Origin of the sequence: Bradyrhizobium genosp. SA-4 str. CB756, from assembly GCF_000473125.1 — a bacterium.
Taxonomy (GTDB): Bacteria; Pseudomonadota; Alphaproteobacteria; order Rhizobiales; family Xanthobacteraceae; genus Bradyrhizobium; species Bradyrhizobium arachidis.
The window spans coordinates 4,320,586-4,339,221 of sequence record NZ_KI421499.1; the positions used below are offsets into that span (position 1 = coordinate 4,320,586).

General features: G+C 61.2%; 12 protein-coding genes and 1 pseudogene. 6 read left to right on the plus strand and 7 right to left on the minus strand.

Annotation, left to right across the window (positions count from 1 at the left end; translation table 11 throughout):
• The first annotated feature begins 6 nt into the window (after positions 1 to 6).
• Positions 7 to 267 (plus strand): hypothetical protein, encoded by a 261-nt coding sequence (locus BRAGE_RS0121275; protein ID WP_199820232.1) that lies wholly within the window; start codon positions 7 to 9, stop codon positions 265 to 267.
• Positions 268 to 290: 23 nt separating this feature from the next.
• Positions 291 to 716, plus strand: coding sequence for a VanZ family protein (locus BRAGE_RS52925; RefSeq protein ID WP_108914365.1), 426 nt, complete (start codon positions 291 to 293; stop codon positions 714 to 716).
• A 220-nt stretch (positions 717 to 936) separates the two neighbouring features.
• Here BRAGE_RS52925 and BRAGE_RS49010 read toward each other — a convergent pair whose 3' ends face one another.
• The 5 genes from BRAGE_RS49010 to BRAGE_RS49020 all read right to left on the minus strand — a co-directional run bounded on the left by BRAGE_RS49010 (position 937) and on the right by BRAGE_RS49020 (position 10,992).
• Positions 937 to 3,384: a hypothetical protein gene (locus BRAGE_RS49010; protein ID WP_141262983.1), complete on the minus strand. Its 2,448-nt coding sequence runs from the start codon at positions 3,382 to 3,384 to the stop codon at positions 937 to 939.
• Positions 3,385 to 5,205: 1,821 nt separating this feature from the next.
• Positions 5,206 to 5,796 (minus strand): DsrE family protein, encoded by a 591-nt coding sequence (locus tag BRAGE_RS0121305; RefSeq protein WP_027559146.1) that lies wholly within the window; start codon positions 5,794 to 5,796, stop codon positions 5,206 to 5,208.
• 16 nt (positions 5,797 to 5,812) lie between these two features.
• Positions 5,813 to 6,460, minus strand: coding sequence for a hypothetical protein (locus BRAGE_RS0121310; protein ID WP_028146332.1), 648 nt, complete (start codon positions 6,458 to 6,460; stop codon positions 5,813 to 5,815).
• Positions 6,457 to 7,503 (minus strand): TAXI family TRAP transporter solute-binding subunit, encoded by a 1,047-nt coding sequence (locus BRAGE_RS0121315; RefSeq protein WP_092217414.1) that lies wholly within the window; start codon positions 7,501 to 7,503, stop codon positions 6,457 to 6,459. The genes BRAGE_RS0121310 and BRAGE_RS0121315 overlap by 4 nt, the downstream gene beginning before the upstream one ends.
• A gap of 801 nt (positions 7,504 to 8,304) precedes the next feature.
• Positions 8,305 to 10,992 carry an AMP-binding protein gene (locus BRAGE_RS49020; RefSeq protein WP_231164327.1) on the minus strand — a complete coding sequence of 896 codons (2,688 nt, stop codon included), beginning with the start codon at positions 10,990 to 10,992 and terminating at the stop codon, positions 8,305 to 8,307.
• Between the two features lie 94 nt (positions 10,993 to 11,086).
• Between BRAGE_RS49020 and BRAGE_RS49025 the strand changes: the two genes are divergently transcribed.
• Together BRAGE_RS49025 and BRAGE_RS57910 are read left to right on the plus strand one after the other, a co-directional pair.
• Positions 11,087 to 11,515: a Rid family hydrolase gene (locus BRAGE_RS49025; RefSeq protein ID WP_322596911.1), complete on the plus strand. Its 429-nt coding sequence runs from the start codon at positions 11,087 to 11,089 to the stop codon at positions 11,513 to 11,515.
• A 262-nt stretch (positions 11,516 to 11,777) separates the two neighbouring features.
• Positions 11,778 to 11,973, plus strand: a pseudogene (locus BRAGE_RS57910) (hypothetical protein); the annotation flags it as partial.
• A gap of 2,462 nt (positions 11,974 to 14,435) precedes the next feature.
• Here the strand turns inward: BRAGE_RS57910 and BRAGE_RS49030 are convergent.
• Both BRAGE_RS49030 and BRAGE_RS0121345 read right to left on the minus strand, forming a co-directional pair.
• Entirely contained in the window at positions 14,436 to 14,759 is a 324-nt protein-coding gene (locus BRAGE_RS49030) for a hypothetical protein (protein WP_231164325.1), read from the minus strand.
• Positions 14,756 to 15,610, minus strand: coding sequence for a helix-turn-helix domain-containing protein (locus tag BRAGE_RS0121345; protein ID WP_027559143.1), 855 nt, complete (start codon positions 15,608 to 15,610; stop codon positions 14,756 to 14,758). Before BRAGE_RS0121345 ends, BRAGE_RS49030 begins: the two co-directional genes overlap by 4 nt.
• A gap of 430 nt (positions 15,611 to 16,040) precedes the next feature.
• Here BRAGE_RS0121345 and BRAGE_RS0121350 point away from each other — a divergent pair, with 430 nt between their 5' ends.
• Together BRAGE_RS0121350 and BRAGE_RS0121355 are read left to right on the plus strand one after the other, a co-directional pair.
• Positions 16,041 to 17,918, plus strand: coding sequence for a PAS domain-containing sensor histidine kinase (locus BRAGE_RS0121350; protein ID WP_027559142.1), 1,878 nt, complete (start codon positions 16,041 to 16,043; stop codon positions 17,916 to 17,918).
• Positions 17,915 to 18,586: a response regulator transcription factor gene (locus BRAGE_RS0121355; RefSeq protein ID WP_027559141.1), complete on the plus strand. Its 672-nt coding sequence runs from the start codon at positions 17,915 to 17,917 to the stop codon at positions 18,584 to 18,586. The genes BRAGE_RS0121350 and BRAGE_RS0121355 overlap by 4 nt, the downstream gene beginning before the upstream one ends.
• Positions 18,587 to 18,636: the final 50 nt, after the last annotated feature.

The window sequence follows — 18,636 nt, forward strand, 5'->3', positions numbered from 1 at the left end:
CCGGCCATGGGCGACGACGGCTCCGCCCTTGACGCCGCCCTCCGGTTGGCGTCGCGCAGCGGCGGGGTAAAAGACGCCGGGATGCCGATTCCCTTCCTCGGCCCTGAGCACCGGCAAGCCGAAATCGACAAGGTTCTCACTGAACCGATGGGCCTCGAACTTCCCTGCATGATCATGACCGCCGACGTTCGTCTTGAGCATGGCGCCGCGCGGCCTCCGATCAAGCACGTCAACGGCTCGGCCCGCGCGGATGCGCGCAGGCAATAGGGCAAAGCCGACAGGAACAACTCATGCCTCAGAAACTGCTTAAGTTCGCTGCTTGGGCCTGTCTGTGTGTCATTGCTTATTCGACCCTGTCGCCGCTAAGGGACAGACCAATTTTGACGTCGTCGAGTCTGGAGCATCTTGTAGCATTTGCCCTTCTCGGCATGGGCTTCTGCTTAGCATATCCCGGACGCACTCTTTCGGTCTTAACCATCGTATTGGGCAGCGCCGCGTTGCTTGAGCTTCTGCAATTGCTTACTCCGGATCGACACGCGCGAATCTTAGATGCACTCCAAAAAGTTGCTGGAGGCGCCGCAGGCGTTTTTGCCGGCAGCGCTGTCCTACGTTTCGAACGAGCACGTCTCTGGCTATCGCGCGACTCGACACCTGATCCATGTACTGAAATCCGCAACGAGGCTGTCCCGCGTCAGGCATCCAAACTGCACGATTGATCGACGCGCTGCCAAGCCGCCGTCTGCGGCCGTTATCATGAGACCATCGCGGGTCTTGCGAAGCTAGCCGCGGCGAGTTCATTTCTCGTTCGGGGCCTACTACGATAATACCTCCCGATCGAGCGCCAGCTGAGATCCGCAAAACGGCCTTGGGACAGCGACGCCTCGCGATCGAGCCATTGCGCTGATATCGATGGTGGATTGACACGTGCAGGCAAAACTAGCGGCGCAGCGCCTCCAGCCGCGCTTTCGCCGCCTCGACTCCTGCAGAGCCGGCCGCGGCATAAAGGGCTTTCGCTTTGCTCGCATTGCCGAGCGTGCCGTAAGTTCCCCATTTCGCAAGAACTAATGGATCGTAGGTTTCTGCCAGCGCGAAGCTCGCCTGCGCGCTGCCCATCTCGACGGCGCGCTCGAGTACAAGCCGTGCCGCGCCTATATCGCCCTGCCGGAGCAGCGCGCTCGCCCGCGCAACCAACCCTGCGGCCGCCGCAGCCCGCTCGGAAGCAGGTTGAGCGACAGCGCTGGCAGGCGCCGCGAGTGTCTGCTCGACGATTGGAGCGGCCACTTCGATGGATTTGTCCGGAGCGATCGAACCGGTCGTCACGACGCCTAACGTAGCGCCATGCGCTTTGCGGGCCTGGATCTCATACGCGCCGATTGCGCTTTGCGACAGCAGGAGATTCCGAGCCTGCGCGTCTGCCCTTGCGCGCAATTGCCTCAACTCGGCAGCACCGGCTTCCGCTGCTTGCTTCTGCAGCAAGACTTCCTCGTTCGCCTTTGCCGCCCGCGCCGTCTGGGTCTCGCTATCCCGATGCGCTGCCGCGAGATCCTGCTCGAGCCGCGCGGACCGCTCACGCTCCTTTTGCAGGTCCGCCGCGCCGCTCTTCCCCGCAGTTATCAGCCGGGACATTTCCTCGGCTGTCTTGGTTACCAGCGCCGTCTTGGACGCGACGTCGCGGCGCGCTGCAGCCAGATCCTGTTCGAGCCGTGCGGACCGCTCGCGCTCCTTTTGCAGGTCCACGGCTGCGATCTTCCCCGCCGCTTGCAGCCGGGACGTCTCCTCACCTTCTTTCGCCACCAGCGCAGCCTTGGTCTCGACGTCGTGCCGCGCCGCCGCCAAGTCCTGCTCCAGCCTATCAGCCCGCTGCCGCGCCGACTGCAGCGACTCCTGCAATGCCGCCGCGCCGCTTTCAGCCGCCTGCCTGAGGTTCGCCGCTTCTTCTACGGATTTGCGGGACTGCGCCTCGTACGCGTAGATCGAGCTGGCCGCCAGGGAAAGGTCCCGCTCGAGCGCGTCGGCCTTCGCGCGCGATTGCTTCAGATCAGAAGCACCGGCTTCCACCGCCCGCTTCTGCCGCGAGACTTCCTCGCCTACCTTTGCAGCCAACGCAGTCTGCGCCTCGAGATCATGCCGTGCCGCCGCGAGCTCCTCCTCCAACCGCGCGGACCGCTCACGCTCCTTTTGCAGGTCCAGCGTGCCGCTCTCCCCTGCTGTTTTCAGCCGAGAGGACTCCTCGTCTCCTTTCGTCGCGAGCGCGGCCGCGGACTCCAAATCACGCCTCGCAGCCGCTAGATCCTGATCAAGCCGCGCGGACCGCTCGCGTTCCTGTCGCAGGGATGCCTGCAGCTTCGCCGCGTCGCTTTCGCTTGCCGCCTTCAGTCGGGAGGTTTCCTCACCCGCTTTCGTTGCGAGGGCGATCTGGGCCTCGAGACCGCGCCGCGTCGTCGCAAGATCCGCCTCCAACCGCGCGGACTTCTCGCGCTCCTGTTGCAGCTCGGCCTCGCCCCTGTCCCCCGACTCCCTCAGGCGGGACGCTTCCTCGTCCGCTTTCGCCGCGACTGCGACCTGTGTCTTGATCTCTCGTCGCGCGGCCGCAAGGTCTTGCTCCAGACGTGCGAACCTGTCGCGCTCGTCTGGGCCGCGAAGCCACATCGCGCCGCCCGCAGCTGCCTGCTTGAGTTCGGCCAATTTTCCTCCAGCCTTGCGGGCTTGAGCCTCATAGGCGTCAATTGCGCTCCGCGCCAAAGAAAGGTCGTCTGCCGGCGCATCGGCCCTTGCGCACGATTGCCTTGGCCCGGCTGCGCCGCTCTCCCCCGCTCGCTTCAGCCGGGACACCTCCGCGTCAGCCTGTTTTGCGAGTGCAGTCTGGGCCTCGACGTCACGGCGCGCTGCCGCGAGATCCTGTTCCAGCCTTCCTGCCTGCTCACGCGCCTGTTGCAGGGCGTTCTGCAGCTCCGCACCGCCCTGCGCGGTCTGCTTCACCCTGGCAGCGTCTTCGAGCGCTTTCGTCGCCAGTGCCGCTTGAACTTCGACGTCGCGTCTTGCTGCCGCAAGATCCTGCTCCAACCACTCCGCCCGCCCGCGCTCCTGCTCGATACGCTGCAGCAGGCCAATATCAAGCCTTGCACTGGAGAGTTCACAGGACAGTCTCTCTCCCCAATGGGAATCCTGTTCCGGAGACTTTCCAATCTCGGTGGACGTTTCCTGCACAACCGGCGCCGATTTGTCTTTGCCGCCTCGGCCCGGTGGCACGGCTTCGGGATTGCTGTCCTGTGTCGCTCTCGGAGAATCGAGATTGCGAGCAGCCGTCACGTGTTGCGCATCTGCAGAGGGGCGCGCCGCATCGGGCGACGCTCGTGTTTCCGGCGCGCACGCCATTGCGAACATGGCGACGCTCGTCCACAAGAGCGCGGGTCGTCCCATCTTGAGCAGGTGGCTAGGCGACGAGCCTACACCTACATTCTCGAGGAGAACCGTGCGATCCACTGCAATTACCCATCGCATGGCGATACGATCTGTTGAGGTGCGGCATTATGCGCCCCGCCTCGGCGCGGAGCCTATAATCCGCATGGAGGACCCACCCGCCCCTTTCGGGTTAGGTTGTGGATCGCGGCTTTATGGGACCTGCTCTTCTCCTGCAGTTCCAACACGCGCACGTCCCCTCACTCCACCGCCTCCGCCTGGCGAACAATCGGGATGCCCTCTTTTTCGGCCTTGCGGATCCTTTCCTGGCCGTCCTCCATACGGGCCATTCATGCGTGGTGGCCACATCTGTTCGCGCCATGAACAAGTTCGAGCCCGTGTTTTCACCCCCCATCTTTTGACCCCAGAGAGGCAACGCGCAGGAGACGCTCCCGGTGCCGTCTCGTTATCTTCATGGTGAAAGCCTCAGGTCGTTTGAAGGTCTGACGGCACGGCCGGACTCCAGCTAGCCTTCGGCGACGCAGGACATGGGCCCCGCATGGTAACTATCGTTTGGCCGAAATACCCCCAAATTTCCAGGTCAACCTTCTGCAGAGGAGGGTTACTGTTAAGTGGCGCAGGATGGAGGGCTGACTGTTCCCGCCTCTCTGCACCATTTGCTAAAAATGATCGGCGGCTGAGCCAGGTTCGCTTAGTCCCAGTCCTGCATGGTGGATAAAGATGATCGACGAGCGGTTGGTGCGCCTGAAGGTATACAGTAACAACATCCATCGCTATCGCCGATTGCTCAGAGGCACGCTGACGGAGCAAGAGCGGCAATTCGTGGAAAGACGTCTAAGGGATGAACAGTTGGCGATGCAGAGCCTAACGGCGGACGGCCTGCCGCTAGACGACTCGAGATGTACATGAAAGAGGCTGCCCTCTGCGTGACCAATCCGTCGTTGCTTGGTTGGGCCGAACGCACCGTCAACAAGCTCAAGCAGGCGCGCTTCGCCCTCGGCTAACTTCCTGAGTACTGTTTCCGCCGTGCTGAGGATTCCAATGTTGCCCGACCGCGACGGAGCAGCAAACCTTCATCGGCCCACGCACGTCACGACGGCCCGGAAGAGAAGGCTTGCTCCCGGTTCCAATGCCGCCACTCCGGCAGCAACGAATGGGACGCTACAGGCGCAAGCGTCCCTTTAGATTTCGTCGGTATGCGCGAACGTCGATCCAGCTTTTGCTTTGGATTGTGCGCCACTTCAAAAGCCCAACAAAGAACGGAGCGGCTTCAGCCGCCGGACGATATCACCGTTGCGCGATTCGGGCCGCGAGATCTGGTCCGACATGCCTCCCACGAGTTCGCTTTTGGTAAGCGACAAGTCTAGCGACTGAGCCAAAACGAAAGAAAACGGCCCGCCGAGCTGAAATCGGCGGGTCTTCTAACGGCACTATTCGGGCCGCGAGCCAGAAAGGACGACCGTCTAGTGCGTCTTGGTCATTTCAATTTCCCAAGCGAGACGGTCGGCTTTGGTAGTCGGCCCTTGTTTTGCGTCAGCGCAGATCGCGAGCACCATCGCCACGAGCCGCGATTTGAACTTACCGAGTGCAGTGGCACCGTCCTGCAAATGAGCTTCAGGGGCCGCTGTTATTCCCGATCCGATGGTTGGTAGCCGTAGGTCTCGAGCAAAAGTTCGGATTTGGGACACATCGAGGGGCGGACACTCGGGATCTCACCCGACCCAGTCCCCTGGGAGGGGCTTGTTGCCCCTGCCCGCCCTGAAGAGGTCCCGTCCCCTCCAGCTCTCACGGCTTCACGTAGGCCCATCCCTTTTCCTGCAACTCCATCACGCGCACAACGCCCGATTTCACGACGTCCGCCCCCTTGATGATCGGTATGGACTTGTTCTCCGCCTTTTGCATCCTCTCCTGGGTGTTAGCGCATGCCTTGAACGACACTTCAGGCGAGCTGAGGGCCATCTCCTCGATTCGAGCTTTCACCGGCGAGGTATCGTCGCGCAGCATGTGCAGGCCAGGGCCGAACGTAACCACCTCGATTTTCACCTTTTCCCCAATACCCCTGTAGTATTCGGTCACGTTCGCTGCGTTGTTGAGGGTGAGGTTCATGGCAGCGGGATCATTGGTATTTACCTGCAGGACCAGATGATGCTCCTTTTTCGGGGCGACCGGATTGTGCATGCGCGCAAACGCAGATCGCCTGCTTGTTTCGGCCGCAGCCCGCGACTTCCGAAACTTCTGGGCTTCCGGCGCCCGCTCAGTCGCAGGCTGCGTATTCATTGTCCAATAGTTATGCTGGGCCGCCGCGAATGATGTAAAGGCCAACCCCGCGATGGTACCCACCACGATCAATTTTGTCACATATTCAAGATTACGCACTGTACTCTCCATCTAATCAACGAGCGCCATTCTCAACTGCCGGCCTTGCGACTGAGCGCGGCCATTTACAAATCGCGGCCATCCTCGCGCGCATCGTGTCCAATCCTGAGAGCGAGAATGTTGCCTCGTGAGCAACTCCGGCAGGGGATGAAAGGCGGACCATGAGGTCCGCATTATTCGGGAGCGAGTGCAGCAAGCCAACAATATCGCCCGCAATGGCGACACCAGAACCAAAGGTCGGCACGATGGCCGCGACCTGCACTGGCTGGCCGCCATTGATACGATAGGAGATCAAGTAGTGGTCGCCCGCGCCGGAAATGCCGTTTCCCGCAAAGGACATTTCTGTTCGTCCGGCGCGGCACCGAATCGATAGCTTCATCGACGGCTCGGCTGAACCGGCGCGCGGTGATGCCGTCGCCGTAACGATTGGGGAATAATCGACGGGCGAGGTCGTCTCACTGATCATCCAGTTATCGGCTCTCGAGGCCTCGGAACGGGACGGCGCGGGCGTCTGCGATAGTTTGTCGAAGCACTCCAGACGCGCCTCACGTCCCATCTGAGAACACGCACGAAGCTGCGCCATGGGATCCTCCATTCCTTGTGCCAGGGCAACCCCGTTGATGACGGCAGTTGCAATAAGGAATGGAGCGGCGATCCTGGTCATTGCGATGCCTGTGTCGTGCGTGGCTGACGATCGATCCACGCCTGGGCGGAAGGAAAGCGCGTGAGACCCGGCACTGTCGCTCCGAGGTTGATTGATCTCCACTTCGCGTCAAAGCCCGGTCCCTGCAACTTGTCGATCCGCGAGAACAGATAATCGACGAAACGTTCAACGCGCTGGAACCGGTTGGAGTTGGCCGGCCAATTGAATGCAACGAGCGCGGTGGGTACAGCGATCGTGGCCACGCGTTCACCCTGCTTGATCAGATTTGGGTAATCGGCGGCGTCGAGGGTCGCGGGAAGATAATAATCCTCGAACTTGCTCTCATACGGGACGGAGAGAAACTTGAAGCCCGGCTCAAATCGGCCTTTCACAAATGCGTCGACCGGCTTCGATGTAATGAAAACTACGGCGGCGAACTCGCCTTTGCGCATCTGCTCAAGGGCGATTTGATGCGGAATGAAGGTCTTCTCTACCTCGATGCCGAGGCGACTGAAGATCAGCGGTCCGGAATAGGCCGCAGCGGTCCCCTGGCTGTTGAAATTCACCTTCTTGCCAGCGAGGTCGCTCAGATTTTGAATCTCCGGTCGAACGAATATCTGCAGTTCGGACGGGAACAGGCGCAAGACGTAGGCAATTCGTCGCTGGATGTCCGGCACCTGGCTCTTGTATTCCTCAAGCGCGTCGGAATTGATGATCGCTGCGTCAATCCCCCGTAGGTACAGCAGCGAATTAAGGTTTTCCGTGGCGCCACGTGTCACCACAGGCAGAACGTGCAGATTGTCGCCATCATCGACAACACGGGCCATCTCGGCGGCCAAGCGGATCGGCGCCCCCTCGAGAAGTCCACCGGCGAGGCCGACCGTCCAGGCGTTCATTGCCAGAACTTCTGGCTTGAGCGGAGATGCTGCTGTCCGGGCCGGGCTCGCGCTGTGAGACCGTGCACGCTGCTGGCGCGCATCCGACGGAGAGGGCCCGAGGGCCAGGAGCACCGGCACGAGTGCAACAAGCAAGAAACGCGCGCGCAATTTGATAGACCTATTCATCAACCAACTCCCTTGTACAATACGACCCTCCTAGCGATTTCGTTCGTGTCACGGAGACCGCTCTAGCGACGCTAGCGCTTCGAATCGCGCTTCGCCCGTATGGAGGGAATTATTCGCAGTATTATTGGCTGCCTGTGCGCTTCGTCACGAGAGACCGGCGCATCGGAAGGAGAAATCGCTACGAGAGCAGTCGCAAACCGCAACGGAGCCACCAGATGTCTCGTCATCCGGTGAGGAAATGACACTCGATCCGAGCGAAGGCGCGAGTAGGCTACCCCACGAGAGCTGTCGTCGTTGCGAGTGACGATGCTTTCATGCCTCGGCGCGTCCATTATCACCTGTCGCATGGTGATACCGCCCATCGTGATGCGGCATACTAGGCGACCCCGCTAGCGGATGCTATGCCTCGCATGGGTGACCCTCACCTACCCCCTTTGGGTTGCTGAAGGTGCCGCTCGACCCAGCATTTGGCGAAGCGCGCCCGCGCGGCCGATCATCGCAAGCAAGCCTTGGCGGAATGGCTGGAAGCCCAGGACGTGCGTGACGGCAATGGTGGCGAGATGGCGTAGCGGCAGAAGCCGTGCCCCCGCTAATGTTCATGAACGGCGCCGGCGACCTGGACCAGAAGCGCCACCAAGACCTGTGCGATACTCTGCAATATCCGCCGTGAGTCATCTGCGGAGATGGCTACGACGATCATGAGGTCAGCTCGGGTCAATACCGGAAGTCCCCAAGAAATCTGATTGAGCGATGCGGCGGTGAATCGATCGTGATGAGATCGTCCGACTCAAGTTTCGAGTCTCACGGTGTGTCACCGATTTTCTCCCCGTGAGAAAACATTGGCGACGCGTGCTGTTCAATGGCAGAGGGTGCACCATCAACCAGAGCATCGATCCTTTGCCGCAGATGATCAACCAGCCGTGCCGCACCGACGCTCAGGCAGCCCTGATGTCCCCAAGGCACCTGGACGACTTCCAATCGAGAACTGAGACGCCGCCATCCCTGACCATCGTGTTCGGCGGCGTAGAAAACCACGGGGACGTCGAGCGGGGCCGGAAGATATCGCGCCATCGCGAAGGAATAGGCGTCCCACAGCGGCCGTGGAACTTCGGAGTTGGCGATTACAATCGGCTTGCTCGCCGAACGCTTGGCGTACCGCTCCAACTGTGCCATTAGCTCAAAGATTTGGCGCAAGACGCGACTTGGAACCAGGGGCTTCATCAGCGCGACGATCGCTCGCGTCAGCGCACGGGCATTAACGGTCGGTGGGTCGACCATCGCAACCATTTGAACCTTGTGTCCAGCAGCCATCAGCTGGCGCGCTGTTTCGAACGCCACCATTGCGCCGTTACATTTTCCGCCCAGGAAGAAAGGGCCATGAGCTTGCTGTTTCAGGATAAGCGGCAGGTGGTCGGCGGCCATCTGCTCGATCGAGGGCGGGACAGACTCTCCACGAAGACCTTGCGGATTGATGGAGATGATCGGATGATCGGGACCGAGCAGCTCAACCATCCGCCGCACGCTCGCGTGTCCTCTTACGAGGTCCCCATTGAAGAAGTGCAAGGGGTGTCGATTCCCGCCGGCGTGAAAGTGGATGAACGACGTCGCTTGGGTGTCGATTTGCGTGTCAATCTTTCGGACGAGTTGCCGGACGGTTTCCGCGCCGAACAGGATCTTTTCCGGTACGGCTTGGCCGATCAGCTGTTCGAGCTGAATCAGCATCTCCATTGCGAGCAGTGAGTCACCTCCGCTTGCGAAGAAATCATCGTCGAGTGTAACGGCATCGGACTTGAGCAACTTCCGCCATAGCGTTAGCAATTCGCCTTCCAGGTCCAGCGCCCTCTGGCGCACAACAGGCGCAGGCATTGTCCCCTGATGATCTGGCAGGTCGCGGAGCGACTGACGCAGCTGTCCGCGCAGCACTTTTCCCGTCGGGCCCCTTGGCAGCTGGTCGAGGATCACAATGCGCCGCGGAACCTTGAAAGATGCCAACTCACGTTGCAAGAACTCGCGAAGCTCCGCAGGTGTCGTAAGCGTCCCATGTCGAGCAATGATCGCGGCCGCGACGTCCTCGCCAAGACGTGGATGAGGAATGGCAAAGGCGGCAGCCTCGGCTACCGCCGGATGGCGCAGCAACGCAGATTCGATCTCCGCAGGGGCAATCTTCTCACCGCCGCGATTGATCATCTCGCTTAGGCGGCCATGCAAGGAAAGAAAGCCGTCTTCGTCAAGGCTGCCAATATCGCCCGTGCGAAACCAACCATCTACGAAAGCAGCTTGATTGAGTGCCGGCAGATCGAAATAGCCGGAGAACACCGTCGGGCCACGAACCCAGATCTCGCCGCGCTCGCCCGCTGTTAGGAAATGTCCATCCTCGTTAACGACGGCCAGAGTATCAGGCCAAGGTTGGCCGCAAGTTCCTGGCCTATTCGCGCCAGGCGGCGGCAGATTGGCTGCGATCTGCGCTGCCTCGCTGGAGCCGTAATGCTCCAGCACAGGCACGCCCAAGATCCGCTGCAGGCCATCTTGTACGTCTGTCGGCAGCGGCGCGCCGCCCGATACGACGAACCGTAAGGTGTGCGCCGCCTGCACATCCTCGATACTTCTTGCTTTGTCCAGAACTGCAGCGTGAAGCGTGGGCCCTGCCGAGTACCAGGTCGCCCGAAGGGCATCGAACCACTCATCGAGCGCCACGATGGCGTAGTTCGCCGGGACCGCAATGCTGCCGCCGGTCAGGAGCGGTGTGAAGACAGTTACTTTAAGCCCATGAGAATAGAAAGGGGGCGACACGCTCAGGCAACGGTCCTGGGGCGTGAGGCCGAACCAGGCCTGAAGACGGGTGGCCGCCGCCAGCATATTGCTGTGGCTGAACGGAATGAGCTTTGGCTGCGCGGTCGTGCCTGACGTCTGCAGGATGAAGGCGGGCGAGCGTGGACTAGGTTCAGCGTCGATCGCAGGGGAGTCGGCTGCCCGCACGGCGACATGGAATCCAAGCTGGCGGTGTCCGACCGGAACGGCTTCGATGATAGCAATCCCGCTCCGATCAGCGGCTTGCCGAGCTTCAGAACTACAGTCCTGCGGCACCAGAAGAGCGCTCAGGCGCAGCATGTCGATGCGCTGGTCGATCTCTGCAGGGGACAGCCGCGGATCAAGAGGAACTGCGATGCTGCAGCAGGCGACTGCCACGATGGCAAGAACCGCCTCCGGACCGCTCGGCATGAGCACCCCGATCCGGGCGCTGCAATCGAACCCACCCAAACGCAACTGCCCGCGGATATCGTTCAACCGGCGCTGAAGATCGCCGTACGTCAGCGGTGCAAACGTGGTGGAGACGATCGCAGGTCGGTGGGGGTACCGGCTGGCAGTCCGACCAATGGCTTGGCCCAGAGTGTTTTGCGCTTCGGCTTCTGTGCCATCAGAGGAGAACGAGATTCTCTTGGAGCAATTCACACGAGGCGACTTCGCGGTCTCTCGGAGCAAGTCTTTCACAGAAGCCTCTACCACCTCAGGCGGCCAGATAAGGCCACCGCAATTGCCCGTCGCAAAGATTACGCTCGCTCTCCCCCAGATCAGACAACTGGCAATGATGAGTACCCCGGAAAGACAAGCGAATTTCGCCTATGTTATTTCCTTTTTTGACAGATCGCCTTTTGGGTCACTAGCGGACCTCGGCTTCACTCGCGCTGCGTGTGAGGAATTGCTCCACGAAGTTGTCGAGCACAATGGCGGCCGGATCGTCCCCGAGAACACGAGCCTTGATATGGCTGGCCAAGCGAGCGATGTGCTTGGCCAATTGTCGCGTTTATTGGAAACTCGGGAGTCTGACCGATCCCATGTCCTTCAGACCACTATCTTCGTCACGAAGCTTAGTGAGAAGGCCGCATTCAATGCGGCTTGGAAGCATTCTTCGCTGAGGCTGCTCTTCCCGCACGGGCGGTCGTCGGAGTCGCTGACCAGCCCCGGCGTCAAACTCGAGATGACCGCAATCGCGATCTGCCGAGCTTCGGCCTAGAGGCACGCTTCGGAAGACCGTCGAGATCTCCCAAGCCCCTTACTCTTAAGTCGGGGCGGGAACGTCGCCTTCCGCAAGCATGCGTCTGCCGTGGCCGAGATCAGTGTTCCTTTTGTCGAGCCGCAAGCGAGGCGTGCCGGGGGCGCTCGCACCAGTTGAAAATTGCACAGAATATCAACCATTAGGCGACCAGACGATCCAAACTCGAACTGCTCATTAAGATCGGATCTCAAGGTCCTTGAATGGAGCATTCCCGGCAGCTCATGCCGACATCGCTGACATCGAGGTGACCTCGTCGAGGAAAAAGACGATAAGGTCAGCCGCTTGGCGTTAAAGGCCTGGGCGAGATCGGGATCGTGGGTACGGCGGCAGCCGTCGCCAATGCAATTTTCAATGCGACGGGACGGTGTGTGCGCGACTTTCTGATCACGCCGGACAGGCTGATCGCCGACGCTTGAGGCCTAACAATGTGCCGGCCTTGGGATCGAGCGGCATCGGGCGTGCCATCGGGATGGAGCCCCCGCGTCAAGCCGGGTCGCTCTTCGTTCCGTTCGGGCCTTGGGCCTTGTCACTTGGACCCCCGGATGCTGTCCGTATTTAAGCCCAGTGTCCTAAGTTGAATCCGGCAGTGTCCAAATTTGCTTTCGGGACTTCCCCGGAAATCTCTGGTTCTAACCCCAATGACTTATGGAACTAACCGGCCCGGCAAGGCATCTATTCGGTGCCTCCAGCCGAAAGGTTACCCCCCCAACTGCTGGTGGAAAACTCGCGTCGGGCGAGTTGGCGGCCCCCACTTGGGGCCGTTTAAAATTCTAGCGCATGCAATTGCGGTGCTGCCGATCTGCGGACGATTAGGACGGAGAAGTGCACCGAAAATCTGGCACCACGCCGACTCAATTGCTTCGATGCCAAGGGCGGACAGCAAGCAAACCGGACGAATTGTTTGCCGGCGGATTACTCCCAAGGACGGAGGTTCTCATCGGCGCCTTTCCGTTGTTCAGTACCAAGTAGTGCCGTTGGGCGATTGAATTCTTTGCAGGCCGGCTTCGGCCATGAATTGGTATTGTGGCACCGAAAATCGATTTTGTTGCTGAGCGAGCTGCGAAATTGCGGAGGAAAGGTCTTAGACGCCGGGCTCCATTGGTTCTTCAGTACCGTCGGTCGAAGAAGTCTTCGTGCCGAGCGAACAGTCGAATATGCCCGTCCAATGCGCCCGTCCGTCTAGCGCCACGCTGTTGCGATCGTTCGAGCAGAATTGGGCACGCGCCGCCGAGGATTCCATGTCGCGATCGGCCGAAATCCAGCTCAAGTTTCCACCGGGCTCACGAATTCAGGTAAGGCCGGCCGCCGGTCCTCGCTTAGCTGGAAGGACCGGGACTGTGATTGGGGCCGGATACTACCCCAAAAGCCTTCGCGTGATCTTGGACGGATCGAAGGGACCAATCACCCTTCATATGAACTTCGTGGCAATGGTCGACACATGAAGCGACCGCGGCTGGGGCGGTGGCGCTCTTCGACGAGTGGCACGTTTGGAGTTACCCCAGAAGTATAGTTGGCCTCTCATCCAGAGAGAGGCCGCTTTTTTGGCGGATTTCAGCCAATCTGTTGATGGTTGTTCCTTGCTTGGGGCGGGTCCTTTAATTTGGAGCCTGCGATGTTCAAGCAAGTAGTTTCCGCGTGCTGCTTCGTTGCAATCACCTCCCTCAATTCGGACGCGCGACCATATCAAGTAGATCGCGCCTCCGAATGCAATATCACCATGCCTTGTGATTTCACATACTACTCGCAAACCTTGACTCAGCGAACGGTGTTACGGCGCTCATCGCGGACACACCGGTTGGATCAACTCGCCGCGCTCAATACCCCCACCAGCAGTACTCCCTCCAGCAATCGAATTGTTGGCGGCCGCCCCGCGGGTTGCCCTTCTGCGTTCTGCGGTTGTGGCGCCGCGCTACGGGTGTTTGGCCGCATCGTGCCGGAATTGAACCTCGCGGCAAACTGGCTGCGGTTTCCGCGCACATCACCGGCTCCCGGCATGGTCGCCGCAAGGCGCGGGCACGTTTTCGTCCTCGAGCAACATGTCGGGGACGACGTTTGGATGGCATACGACGCCAACTCAGGCGGACACACAACGCGAATACACGCGCGTTCATTGAGAGGGTACACCGTTGTGAACCCGCGCGGCGCGGAGATATGAATAGAGCCTTCATCGGCAACTCAGACGAAGAATACTTCCGCCGGGAGTGAACAAAGGCATGCTTTCGTCAGACTGATCCTGCCCAATACTTCTGTTAGCTCAGTGCATTCACATTTTTCGCGAAGAAATTGGCTAAAGCTGCTGGCGGCGCCGACAGGTTTGCCGCCAGCAGGCCCACGGCAGACCGAAATTTTCCGAATAGATCTCATTCGTTGGCCTTGCCAAGGCATTGATGGAAATTGCGCCAGCTAGGGTTCCCGATCGGCCCCTTCGGTTTGCCGAGCACCCTCGGGATAGTCCAATCACACCTTTTCTTGTGCTCGCCCGGTAGTGGGCTGCGAATCCATCTGGAACGCGGCTTGGGTTCCAAAATGCCGAAAAACGTCACTTTATTTTGTGTTTGATGCACCTTCGATGGGGTTGCCAAGTTTCCCCGATTCAATTCGCATAGGCAAAGGCTATGCTTGGAGCTTGATTGGTCAGAATAACCCAAGATTTTGGAGCCATTTTTGGTGAATGACCGAACGTCGTCGCAGAACAGATTTTTTGTTCGAATGGGTGGCAAGGGCTGGATGGTATACGATCGAGAAAGGAAAGGCCCGGCGGTGATTGGGACCGATCTGGCCGAAAATCTGACGAGAGAGCACGCAGACCGCGTCCACCGTTTGCTGGTTTCGGGAGCGGGCGGCGCCAATGCGCCGACGCGCTAGTCGTCGCCGAGACTTACGATGCCGAGTGTGAACAGCACGGTCGCCACCGGATGGAATGGCCGAACGCGAAATCGAGTCCACCGCTACGTTTGGTGACCGTTTCGTCGGTCGACCGTTCCATCGACGCATAATGCGTGACGCCTCCGGCAACGATCCTGCAGAAGTTCAGCGTGAATCGACCGTAAAGGACACCTGCCCCGGGCTCCGAGGATGCGAAGCGATAGGAGGTGCCGAGACCGCGTGTGATCTCGAACAATCCCATGAGCTCCTGGTGCGTCAGCGCCGAGTGAATGCCGAGCAGCGGTAGCAACAGGGCTTGAATGCCGATACCGCTCATGATGGCCTCGCCTCGATGCGCGGCAGCGGCAGAAATTGCGCGAGATGCGCGCTCCTCCATTGATATGGCGTATTGCCGGCGAAGCGCTTGAACACCGTCGTGAAATGAGCCTGCGTCTGGAACCCGACGGTCAGGGCGATATCGACAAGGGAGGTGTCGGCCCGCTGCAGCAATTCCTGGGCACGCTCGATCCGCCGCTTTAGCAGATAATCGTGCGGCCGCATGCCGACGGCCGCCCGGAATTGCGCGGCAAAATGCATCCGGCTGAGGCCGGCAACAGCAGCCAGATGCTGCAGGGTGACCTTCGCGTCCAGATTGTCGTCGATATACTGCATGACGCGCTTGAGGCGCCATTTCTGCAGCGACCGCACTGTCCGGCACGCTTGCCCCTCGCGGTCGCTCTCGGCCAGCTCGGACTGGCCTTGTCCGAGCAGCGTCCGCCCGCTGGCCTTGCGCGTCAGCATGGCCAAACGCAACGCATCGACGAGGATAGCGGAATGGGGATTGTGCATGGCTCTGGTGGCCGCGAGTGCATCCGAGAGGCGCTGCATCACCGGATCCGTGACCTCCTCGGCACCCATCTCCGGATCAGCCTCAGCGGACGCGCGCGCAAGACGCTTGGCGGACACCTTGAAGCTCGGCTCGCCGTCGGCAGATCCTCGTACGTTCGGCGCAGGCGGCTCGATGGCGAGCGCAACATCCAGATGCACGAGGGAGAGCGTCATTGCCTCCTCGGCGGAGCGCGGCGATCGTCTCGATGACGGCAACTGCCGGCCGTCGATCGACGAGACGTCGATTGCGGCGGCAACATGATCCTTGGCGTTTTGCGGGTATGACATCTGCAGCGACATCGTCGAGCCTCCTTGTCCCAGTTCGCAGCGGCAGTGCCTGGCAGGCTTGCCCGAATGCGATGGGAGCAGATTAGTTCGGCGATCCGCGCGCTCCATTCTACGCGCGGGTGCATGGCTAAGGTCTCGGGTTAACCGCGTCATACCTAGGTATGACCGCAGCGCAGCGACCGAGTGAGAGCGAGGGCCCGGCGCGCCTGCGATAGTTTGACGCGCCAGCGATCGACGAAATCACCGAAGAGCCTTGTTCTGCCCGGGAATCTGCCTGTCGGACCTCGCGCGGGATTCAACTTCCCACGGGGTCTTCCACGAGAGCACGAAATTCATCCGGCCGGATATTGTGGACGCAGTGAAATCGCGGCATCAACGCCGCTGCGATGAGAAGAAACACCGCCTGCGACGATGACGCCTTGATCGGCCCACGGGTTCATCCATGAGCCGCGCCGGCTTGCGGTTCTGGTCCGCCGTCCTCGCCTTCGCGGTCTTCATGGTCGACGTGCTGACGCCACTCGAGGGCGCGGTCGCGGTTCTCTATGTCGTCGCGATCCTGCTTGCGGCGAGGACGAACCGGCGCAACGACATTATCATCGCCGCAGCCGGTTGCATCGTCCTGACCGTCAGCGCCTATCTGACGTCGCATGATCTGCACGAGATCGCCTCACCTGCCCTGCGCGCGTTGGTGAGCCTAGCGGCAATCGGGGTCACAACCCTGCTGGTGTTGCAGAATCACGCGGCGACAACGCGTCTTGCGGCGCAGGCGCGCCTCCTCAATCTCTCGCATGACATGATCTTCGTCAGGGATCGCGGCGGCGTGATCACGTTCTGGAACAAGACTGCGGAACAGACCTATGGCTGGTCGACTGAGGAGGCGCTCGGGCAACTCGCCGACAAGCTGCTGCGAACCAGCTATCCCGACCGGCGCGAAGCCATCGAGGCCAGCCTGCTCGATAGCGGGCGATGGGAAGGCAGGGTGGAGCAACGGACGAAGGCCGGCGCCGTGCTCACCGTCGATGCCCGATGGGCCCTGCAGCACGACCACCTCGGTAAACCCGTCGGGGTGCTTGAGACGCATACCGACGTCACGGACCGCGTGGCGGCGCACAACGCGCTGGTGCAGAGCGAGCAGCGATACCGCCGGATGTTCGACGCAAGCCGGATCGGCGTCGTCGAGGAAGACTGGAGCGGACTGCGGACTGCGCTGGATGCGCTACCGAGCCGCGGGGCGGACCTGCGCGATTATCTGGCGCGACACCCCGATTTCGTGCGTCATGCCCGCGGGCTTGCCAGAATCATCGACGTCAATCCGGCCCTGCAGAAGATGGCAGGCGCAAGCAGCTCTGCGGCCTTCATCGAGAACGTGGACAAGCTGCTGGGCGAGAACGATCGCAGCTTCCTCGATGCGCTGGTCGCATTCGCGCAAGGCGAGCGGTTCCACGAAGGCGAGACCGAGCTCGTGCGCCTCGATGGAGGCAAGGTCCCCGTGCTGTTCACGATCACCTTTTCGCCTCGATCCGACGACGATCATGACGTGCTCGTCTTCGTCGTCGACATCACCGAGCGCAAGCAGGCGCATGACGCCCTGCTCGCGGCGCAGGCTGAGCTCGCCCATGCCGCGCGCGTCGCCACCCTCGGTGAGCTCAGCGCGTCCATTGCGCACGAGGTAAACCAGCCGCTGGCGGCGATCGTCACTAGCGGCGAGGCCGGTCTGCGCTGGCTGCGGCGCGACGTCCCCGATCTCAAGGAGGTTGCGACGACGATCGGCCATGTCGTTGCCCAGGGCCGTCGCGCTAGCGAGATCGTAACCCGCATCCGGACCTTCCTGAAGAAGGCCCCGGCTCAGCAGGACGTGCTGCAGATCGGCGAGATCATCGCGGAGGCGACGGCGCTGGTCGCGCGCGAGCTCGCCAAGGATGATGTCGCCCTTATCGTCGAAACGGCGCGTGACTTGCCGCCGGTTCGCGGCGACCGGATTCAGCTGCAGCAGGTCCTGGTCAACCTTCTGGTCAATGCCGGCCAGGCCATGTCGGGCCGGCCCGGTTCCCGCACCATCACCCTGCGCGCCGGCACCGTGGATGGCGAAACGCTCGCGATCACGGTGCAGGACAGCGGCCCGGGCATCCAGCCTGATGACCTGCCGCGCCTGTTCGATCCGTTCTTTACGACGAAGGATGGTGGAATGGGCATGGGACTTGCGATCTGCCGAACGACGGTGGAAGCTCACGGCGGCCGGTTGTCGGTGGCGAGCACCCCGGGCTCGGGAGCGACATTCCACCTGACACTGCCATATAGCCAAGAACACGCCCTGCCATGACACGACCAAACCAGGCCCAACCGCCGGCGCAATCCTCCAACGCGACTGTCATCATCGTCGACGACGATGCCGGCATCCGCGCCTCGCTCGATAGCCTGTTCCGATCCGTCGGTCTCGAGACGCGGCTGTTCGGCTCGCCGGCCGAACTGCTCGGCAGCTCGCTGCCCGACGGCCCTGGCTGCATCGTACTGGACGTCCGCCTTCCGGGCGTCAGCGGGCTCGATCTGCAAGGCCAGCTCGTTCGGCATGGCATCAGCTATCCGATCATCTTCATGACCGGCCATGGCGACATTCCCATGTCGGTGCGCGCCATGAAGGCCGGCGCGGTCGACTTCCTGTCCAAGCCGTTCCGCGACCAGGACATGCTCGATGCGGTGACGGCGGCGCTGGAGCGCGATGCACAGCACCGCGCCGAAGCCGCGACCAAGGACGACATCCGCGCCCAGTACGAGACCCTGACGGCGCGCGAGCGCGAGGTGATGGGCCACGTCACCGCCGGCCTGATGAACAAGCAGGTCGCCGCCCTGATCGGCCTCAGCGAGATCACAGTCAAGATCCACCGCGGGAACGTGATGCGCAAGATGGGGGTCAGGTCGCTGGCCGACCTCGTCCGCAAGGCCGAGGCGCTCGGGATTTCCCAAACCCGAAGGACTACGGACCAAACCTGAGTATAATTTCGGCGGACCTGCCCCCGGGGCATAAGGCGTCATCGGCCGCG